This is a genomic window from Bradyrhizobium sp. (assembly GCF_035273305.1).
Taxonomy (GTDB): Bacteria; Pseudomonadota; Alphaproteobacteria; order Rhizobiales; family Xanthobacteraceae; genus Bradyrhizobium.
Genome location: NZ_DATEPI010000215.1, coordinates 1 through 7,803, shown reverse-complemented (window position 1 = coordinate 7,803; position 7,803 = coordinate 1). Strand labels below are relative to the sequence as shown.

Annotated in this window: 7 protein-coding genes and 2 pseudogenes; 6 read left to right on the top strand and 3 right to left on the bottom strand. The window is 58.4% G+C overall.

Annotation, left to right across the window (positions count from 1 at the left end):
• Together gatB and VJV58_RS14595 are read left to right on the top strand one after the other, a co-directional pair.
• A pseudogene (gene gatB / locus VJV58_RS14600) lies at positions 1–473 on the top strand (Asp-tRNA(Asn)/Glu-tRNA(Gln) amidotransferase GatCAB subunit B); the annotation flags it as partial.
• 1,523 nt (positions 474–1,996) lie between these two features.
• Positions 1,997–2,263 carry a hypothetical protein gene (locus VJV58_RS14595; protein WP_324138071.1) on the top strand — a complete coding sequence of 89 codons (267 nt, stop codon included), beginning with the start codon at positions 1,997–1,999 and terminating at the stop codon, positions 2,261–2,263.
• A gap of 43 nt (positions 2,264–2,306) precedes the next feature.
• On the opposite strand, the gene VJV58_RS14590 is transcribed toward VJV58_RS14595, so the two are convergent.
• Complete coding sequence (locus VJV58_RS14590; RefSeq protein WP_324138070.1) at positions 2,307–2,570, bottom strand: DUF3551 domain-containing protein; 264 nt, start codon at positions 2,568–2,570, stop codon at positions 2,307–2,309.
• Between the two features lie 384 nt (positions 2,571–2,954).
• Between VJV58_RS14590 and VJV58_RS14585 the strand changes: the two genes are divergently transcribed.
• The 3 genes from VJV58_RS14585 (at position 2,955) to VJV58_RS14575 (ending at position 4,985) form a co-directional block, all read left to right on the top strand.
• Complete coding sequence (locus VJV58_RS14585; protein WP_324138069.1) at positions 2,955–3,752, top strand: hypothetical protein; 798 nt, start codon at positions 2,955–2,957, stop codon at positions 3,750–3,752.
• Positions 3,753–3,867: 115 nt separating this feature from the next.
• On the top strand, positions 3,868–4,119 hold the full coding sequence (locus tag VJV58_RS14580) for a DUF3551 domain-containing protein (protein ID WP_324138068.1): 252 nt from the start codon (positions 3,868–3,870) through the stop codon (positions 4,117–4,119).
• A complete protein-coding gene (locus VJV58_RS14575) occupies positions 4,026–4,985 on the top strand; it encodes a tetratricopeptide repeat protein (protein WP_324138067.1) in 960 nt (319 codons plus the stop codon). Before VJV58_RS14580 ends, VJV58_RS14575 begins: the two co-directional genes overlap by 94 nt.
• A gap of 5 nt (positions 4,986–4,990) precedes the next feature.
• Here VJV58_RS14575 and VJV58_RS14570 read toward each other — a convergent pair whose 3' ends face one another.
• Positions 4,991–5,683 carry a hypothetical protein gene (locus tag VJV58_RS14570; protein ID WP_324138073.1) on the bottom strand — a complete coding sequence of 231 codons (693 nt, stop codon included), beginning with the start codon at positions 5,681–5,683 and terminating at the stop codon, positions 4,991–4,993.
• A 300-nt stretch (positions 5,684–5,983) separates the two neighbouring features.
• Between VJV58_RS14570 and VJV58_RS14565 the strand changes: the two genes are divergently transcribed.
• Positions 5,984–7,201, top strand: a complete 1,218-nt coding sequence (locus tag VJV58_RS14565) for a serine hydrolase (RefSeq protein ID WP_324138072.1) — start codon at positions 5,984–5,986, stop codon at positions 7,199–7,201.
• Between the two features lie 189 nt (positions 7,202–7,390).
• On the opposite strand, the pseudogene VJV58_RS14560 reads toward VJV58_RS14565, so the two are convergent.
• A pseudogene (locus tag VJV58_RS14560) lies at positions 7,391–7,803 on the bottom strand (hypothetical protein); the annotation flags it as partial.

Sequence of the window (7,803 nt, the reverse complement as noted above, 5' to 3'; positions counted from 1 at the left end):
GCGAGAGCGCGGATTTCTTCGAGACGGCGCTTTCGAATTTGGCCGACAAGGTGCGGGACGGCAAACTCGCGGCAAACTGGGTCATCAATGAGCTGTTCGGGCGCCTTAACAAGGAAGGCCGCGGGATTTCGGCGTCGCCGGTGTCAGCCGAGCAGCTTGGAACGATTGTCGATCTGATCGGCGAGGGCACGATCTCCGGCAAAATTGCCAAGGACCTGTTTGAGATCGTCTGGCAGGAAGGTGGTGACCCTCGTGCGCTGGTGGAGGCGCGAGGGATGAAGCAGGTCACCGATCTCGGTGCGATTGAAAAGGTGGTCGACGACATCATCGCCGGTAATCCCGAGAAAGTCGCGCAGGCCAAAGCCAAGCCTCAGCTCGTCGGCTGGTTCGTGGGCCAGGTGATGAAGTCATCGGGGGGCAAGGCCAACCCGCAAGCCGTCAGCGATCTGCTCAAATCCAAACTCGGCATTTGAAATTGGTTTGAGCGTGAGCGCGGCGGGCTCGCCACGCTGTTCTTATCGGCACGCTTCGCGTGCACCACTCGTTCACCATGAGCCTCGAAACCCTCGCATGCGAGAAATAGCGCTCCGAATCAGCGGCGGCGATTCGCGCGCGAATCCGGTTTTGGCGAGGAGGTCATGAGGCGCAAAGCCGCCGAGCACGAAAATTTTTTTATTGCCAAACACCGCGACTCAGAGTCCGCGCAATCGGCCCTCAGCAGGCTCGCGCGAGCCGCAATGACCTCATCGCGACATTTGTCGTTGAATTGCTCATCAACAGAAAGTCCTGCAATGCAGGCGCATCTTGCAAAATTGATCATTGTCGCGGACGGATTTTCAATGCTTGTTCGCACCATTGCGCGAAAGCTTTTTCGTGCTCTCGATCAACGTGCGTCACGCGCTCTCACATCCGCGCATCAACACTTCCTTAAGCGGGACGCTGTTTTTTTCGATGTGTTGGTGTATTCGAGATGTAGTGCATTTCGATTCCCGAATGCACGCAGCGATTAAGCCATCTCACTAACTCAGGAGGGCAACATGGCCAAGAAAGCTAAGAAGTCAAAGAAGGCGAAGAGCGCAGTGAAGAAGACTGCGAAGAAGACCCGCCGGGTCGCCAAGAAGAAGAAGTAAATCTCGTCTGAGAAAAATGCCGGCGGCTTGATGCCGGCACGTCACAAGAGCCCTTACTAGATCTGCTTCCCTAGAGGCAGGTCTCAATCAAAAGGCTCTGGTAACGAAAGAGGGTGTCGGCGAGACATCAGGTCAAACGGCTGGATCGATCTTTCGACGGGCTTAGCGCCTCAACCGAAAGCCGGTCCGGCAGAAGAAAAAACTTCTTCGTTCGGTGCGGATATTCATCTCCGCAGTTTCACTGGCGATCTTTGCCAACGTGAAATCTGACCCTGACGTGTTCGCCGACGCCCTCGTTCCCCCTCGAGGCGCTGCAGCTACCGATCTCGCTGCATCCCAGGCCTCCCAATCCCCACAAATGCAGTCCCCGCCTCATCCAGGCGGCATTAACTCGATTGCTCCTGGGCGAGGCCTTTTTCAGTCAGGAAACGATCGCGGCCTCCTGACCTGCATGGCCCTCAGGTCTGCATCTCGGATCATCCCTGAGCGATACACGCGGCAGCAAAGCTCCGGCCGAACGCACGGCTCGCCGCAAAATGGTCATGCGTTCGTCGCCCTAGCTGTTCGGGCGTGATCTTCCGTCTCTCGTGCTTGCGCAATGGTTATCGTTCCGCGAAATCGCGCGGTAAACGGGATCATCCGAGCGGTAGAAGCGGCTGATAATCAGGCGTTTCGCGCTTTTTGAATGGTGTGCGTGCTCCTTGCGTTTACGCCGCATTCATCGCGATCGTTAAACTGCTTTTCAAATTTGATCGGCCATGATCATGCCGTCACGCTGGCAAACGGCGATGGGGAAAAGCACTTTCGAAAAATGGACGGCAGCCGGGCTCGTAAAGAGGGCGCGGCACTAACAAGAGGGGACGGGGATGTTTCAAGGGCATATCGATCAGGAAGGGGCGGCCCCGGTGGACGCGACCGCAATTCCTGACGTGCTATTCGAACGCGGTCTGTACTGGGCTAGCGGGCGTTCGGGCGTGGTCAATCTGGTGGCAGCCCACAAGTGGTTCAACCTTGCAGCCCTGAAGGGCCGCAACGACGCGATTCCGCTCCGGCGCGAAGTAGCCGAGATGATGTCGGAAGTCGAGATCGCGACGGCCCAGCGGGAAGCTCGCGCCTGGATGAGCGCGGCTTAAGAGTACGCGGTGTTAGAGGCGACTAGTCCGTTGCCTGCTGCACTCAGTATCTGCGGCTGTTGTAGGACCCACGCCGCTGTTCAGCGAAGGCGTAAAACGGATTGATGCCGCAATAAGCATCAGTACCGCTCGCGGTGGCCATGCATTGCCGATAGCTGGAGAATTGGCAATTGCCGGGATAACCCCAACTGCGCCCTTGCAAGCAGAATTGATCCTGGATGCCGTGAGCGGCGGCAGGCGATAGTGATCCGGCTGCCGTCAGGGCGAGAACAGCAGCCAGAGCTGCTTGGGCAACATAGCGACGCATTAGAGACTCCTTTGCTGATTAAAATGCTTTTTCCTCTCCCGGCGTTCCAGAAGCTGATCAAAAAGTTCAACGCGCTCCGCTTGAATGACGCATCTGTTGAAAATTCAAATCGTGATCGCAATGTAATTAGTTAGACAGATCAAAGTGCGTACCGGTTCAATTGGCAGCGACGGCGGTACGCCGCCCACCATGGAAAGTAGTCGATTCCTCAGGCGATCGTGATCACCTTACCGTAATCCAGTCGCGCAGCGATCGCTCTCAAGGAGTATTGCCGATCCTTAACGTCATTCTTGGATCAATATGACGCCCGAAAATGAGATTGAGGTTGGCATATCAGCCGCTATGCTGCTGGCTGAAGCGGCATCGACGTGTTGATCCAGCAGGATGAGACTACAAGACATCATACGCTCGGGCGCTACGGCGTCGGCCATTGCTCATGGCTCCGCTCTAGCGCTGGTTCTGCTGTTTACCGAGGTGCATCCATTTGGCGGGGTCACGGCCGCCGAGCCCATCACGGTCGATCTTGTCTCCCCGGCCGAGGCGGTGCCAGATCCGCAGTCCGAACGATCGGCCCAGAGCGAAACTGCCGCTCCGCCTGCCATCGAGCCCGCTTCGAACTCGACAGTGTCCGGTTCGCCGCCCTCGACTGCCCCGCCGCCGTCAGAACAAGCCGTGATTCCGCAACCGACCCTCAATGCGCAGCAGACAGAGACTGCGCGCCAAACGCCGCCAACCTCTGCATCCCGGGCCTTCACGCCTCCGGAGCCTGATCTTTCGATCAAATATCATGTGATGCTGGGCCTCCCCTCGATAGCTTCCGCGGCTAAGGGCGGGTCCGCTGAATTCGATGCGCTCGCGTCGGAGAAAGCCGAGGTCGAGTCCAGTCTGATCAGCGACTTTCGACGTCATCTGAAGACATGCTCGAAGCTTCCGGCTTCAATTGCACCCTCTGACAAGATCACCATTACCCTGCGCGCATTCCTGACACAGAAGGGAAGACTGGCGATGAAGCCTATTCTGATCGAAGCCAGTGCATCGGCCAAGGGACCGGCGCTGATGCAAAGTGCGATCAATGCGCTTGAAGTCTGCCAGCCATATGAGATGTTGCCGCCGGACCGCTACGGTGAGTGGAAAGTGCTGGATCTGAGCTTTACGCCACAGGATTTCGCCGGAGCGTCGTAACGCGGCGGACGTGGACATCGATCAAAAGAAAAGCCTTGCTGCGGGGCAAGACCCGGAGCACTCATCGTCGAATTTTCGATATGCTTGCCACGGAATCCGCATCAGGAGATTTTGAATGCGCCTCAAGCTGACTTGTGTGATTCTAGCGATCGGAGCGATGTGGACCGTCGCGCCCTCACATGCGCAGACCTACGATCCTAACTATCCGGTTTGCGCTGAGATCGTTGAATGGGGTGGAACTCACATCGACTGCAGCTTCACCTCGTTGCCTCAGTGTCGCGGTACGGCATCGAACCGCGGGTGGTGCTTCGCCAATCCCTATTTCGCGTACGAGCCGAGGAGGCCGCAAACCCGAGCCTATCGGTAGCAACCGTGCCGAAGCATTCTTCCTTCGCGTCCGCCAGTCGCGGGCACACGCATTCCCGAGGCCAGGCGCTCGAACGTGCCGCCGTTGCGCTTCGCCAGCGGCAGTTCGCCGAGGCCGAGCAATTCGCCGCTGAAGTCCTGAAAGCGAGCAGGAGCGACACCGCTGCGGTGTCCATCCTGGCTCAAGCCCTCATCGCTCAGGACCGTCAAGAGGAGGCCATCGCGCATCTGGAGAAGGCAGCACGCCGCAGCGGCGATGCCAGCATAGAAACTCTACTTGGCGCGGCATTGGGCGGCGCTGGACGCCGCGCGGAAGCGATCGAGCAATTGCGCCAGGCCACGACGCGTCGTCCGCTATTTACGCCGGCGTTCCAGGAACTCGCCGGCCAGCTTCTCAAGTCCGGACGCGTCGAAGAAGCCATTGGTGTTGTGGAAAGTGCCCTCGCATTGGCGCCTGAAAGCATCGATCTGCAACTCGACCTTGCACGCCTGCAGCTCTACCGGAATGAGCGCGGCAAGGCTCGCGCCATTCTTTTGAGCGCCCGCGAAGCTGCTCCGGGACGTCCCGACATATTGATCGAGCTCGCTCGCGTCCAACTGTTGGACGGTGAATATGCGTCAGCCGCCGACACTTGCCGGCATGCCCTCGGGCTCCGTCCTGACGATGCCATGACTCGCGCCACTCTCGCCTCATGCCTTTTGGAGTTGGGTGAGCGTGACGCCGGCGAGGCCAATCTGCGTGTTGCGATGCGCGGCGGGCCACAGCTGCTCGGTCGAGCGAGTCATGCGCTCGCGGCTTCATCGCACGGTCGTTTCTTCTTCCGCCCGAGCGCGCTTGCGAAGTTCCTGCAGGCAAAACCGGACTGAGCCGCTTACGCCCGGAATTTCCGGCGATAGAATCCGGGCTCGCGGCTGATCGCTTTCGTGAGCTCATGGACCCGCTGCGTCTCATCCGGTGCAAGCGGTGCCGTCTGCGCCACCCAGCTTTCCCGTTTCACGGCTACGCACTGCGCGACCGGCGTACCCATTGGCAGCACGCCGTTGAAGTTCACGTCATGCCAATGCGCAGGGAAATGAATCCAGTTGTCGCGGTAGCGGTCGCAATCGACCAGCCCGCTTAGAGTGGTGAACGGCAAATCAAAGCGATTGACCGGGTGAGTGAACAGCAGCGAATAGCCCTCCGGCGCTTCGATGCTCCACAGATTGTGAAATTTGATAACGAACCGATCCTGGTCGAACAGTGGCGTGCCGGTTAGCTGACTCGCGTCATGGAATCCGATCGGCGAGCGCGGGAAATCGAGCGCTCCCCCGGGAGGGATATCATTGTCCCAGGTAATCGTGCCGTTCTCGATCCGTAGATCGCACATCAGCGGCATCAGGAACCCAGAGGTCATTGCGTCGACGAACGGGGGACAGCGCTTGATCGTGTCCTCTTCGCGCATATTGATGGCATTGAAGGCCTGCGTCGGCATCGCCTTGAGCCATCCGGGTAGACCTAGTGAGGCCGGTACCGGGGGCGGAAGCTTTCCGTACAATTCCGCCGGGCAGCGGAATCTGATCGTCATCGGTTCGTCGTTGTCGGGCACGGCTCGCTCTTTTGTCTCGGCTATTGGAGGCGCACTTGGGCTTTAGCATGCTCCAGCGTGATCCGGAAAGCAGTCGCGTTTGGCCGATCTGATCCAGACCAATCCTTTTGTTCGATCAATTGAACCGCATTGGCTATGTCGAGCGAGCACGTAAGATCGTGATAGGTTCGCACCCGGGCCCTCCAGCGAAAGCGCAACGTGGTCGCGTTTGCTCCTAAACTGTTCGGATCTTTCAAAACGTCGGTTGTCAGCCGAACTCTTTTCATTGCTTCGGTAGCGATCTCGGCCGCGGCAAGCCAAGCGTCCGATGCGCCTTCGCCTTCCGCCGAAAAGCTCGATCGCATTACAACCTTCTTCGATCACGAGGTTGCCACGGGAAAACTGCCGGGTGCAGTCGTTCTGATACAGCAGCATGGTCATCCTATCTATCTGAAGTGCTTTGGCGTGCGCGGCATCACCACCAAGGGCTTGATGACTCCGGACACGATTTTCGCGCTCCATTCGATGACGAAACCCATTACCAGCGTCGCGGCCATGATGCTGATCGATGCGGGAAAGCTTGCGCTTCAAGATAGCGTGTCCAAATTCATTCCGTCATTCGCCGAAGTGAAGGTTCTGGTCGAAGCAACTGCCGCGGACGGCTCCCCGATCGTGAAGTTGGTGGCCCCAAATCGCGCCGTGACGGTGATGGATCTGCTGCGACATACGTCGGAGATCAGCTACGAGTACATTGGAGGCAAATGGGTCAAGAAGGCCTATTCCGACGCGCACATCTTCGAAGGTCGTTTCGACAATCGCGTGTTCGCAGAGCGGATTGCCAGATTGCCGCTGGCGCGTCAGCCGGGCACGTTGTGGCGCTACGGTCATTCCACCGACGTGCTCGGCCGCATCATCGAGATCGTATCCGGAAAGACGCTTTATCGTTTCGAGAAGCAGCACCTCTTCGATCCGCTCGGCATGAACAGTACAAAATATGTGCTCGATAATATGGATGAGCGGGCGCGAATGGCCGAACCGTTGCCAGGCGACACGATCCTGATCGACGCGGAGCGGGAGCGCCGCGCACACCCCGAATGGGAATCGGGCGGCGGAGGACTCGTCTCGACTATCACCGATTATGCGCTGTTTGCACAAATGATCCTCAACGGCGGTCAGCTCGAGGGCAAGCGCTACCTCAGTCCGCAAGCGTACAAGGACATGACCTCAGACCAAATCGGGCCGGGTTCCGGTGTCGGTCGCGACTTCTTTTACTTCCCCGGCGATGGCTTTGGTTTCGGTTACGGCTTTGCGGTCCGTACTGATTGGGGAAATGCCCAACCGCCTGCACCGGGAAACATTGGCGAATTGAAGTGGGACAGCGGCAGCGGCACTTACTTTGGGATCGATCCGAAACTCGACATGATCTACATCCTAATGATGCAGACCCAGGCGGAACGCGGCCGCATCGTTCCCGCGTTCAAAAAGCTGGTTTACGACGCTTTCACTGCGAGTCAGTGAAACAACCTCGCAACTCAGTCGCGGAGTCCGTGGCCCATGGACGGGCGGGCAAGCCGGCTGCCATGGTGCCATTCCTGAGAGAAGCGCGACAGTTTGTTTCCGGAGACACGAGTTACGCAATTTGGCTTTTGCAAGAAGCCAAACGTGCCGCTGATATGTGTAATCTTATGGATGAACGGCTGAAGGTCGTTACCGGGCTGCCGGCTGCAGAGTGGATGGCTTAGCATCAGCACACGGAGCGGCAGCCTGAAGCAAGCTGCCATTGTCACCGATCTGCGATGCAGCGCCTTCCGGTGAGCGGGCTTGCTGCTCAGCCGCAAGGGGGCCGCATAAGAACATGAAATAGTCGTAGACGGCCCGGCGATCATTGCCGCTGACAAATTGGCAATGGACGCGATACAGGTTGCGGCGAACCCGACGGTAACCGGCGGGTTGGAGCATATGACGGATTCGGACCGATCGAATGATCGGTCGGCCGGTGGGCTGCAATCGGCACTCGCGCACCGGGTCTGTTCGGTAGAAATTCATGACGTCCGTTAGCGCCTGATAATCAACCCAGAACAGGCCGGGAGCTCGTGAGACGCGCACCAGCGCATCGCGGA

Excerpts from the sequence above, each read along its gene's own strand:
- VJV58_RS14595 (WP_324138071.1), top strand. The coding sequence starts at position 1,997 with ATGTTTCAAGGGCATATCGATCAGGAAGGGGCGGCCCCGGTGGACGCG.
- VJV58_RS14590 (WP_324138070.1), bottom strand. The coding sequence starts at position 2,570 with ATGCGTCGCTATGTTGCCCAAGCAGCTCTGGCTGCTGTTCTCGCCCTG.
- VJV58_RS14585 (WP_324138069.1), top strand. The coding sequence starts at position 2,955 with ATGAGACTACAAGACATCATACGCTCGGGCGCTACGGCGTCGGCCATT.
- VJV58_RS14580 (WP_324138068.1), top strand. The coding sequence starts at position 3,868 with ATGCGCCTCAAGCTGACTTGTGTGATTCTAGCGATCGGAGCGATGTGG.
- VJV58_RS14570 (WP_324138073.1), bottom strand. The coding sequence starts at position 5,683 with ATGACGATCAGATTCCGCTGCCCGGCGGAATTGTACGGAAAGCTTCCG.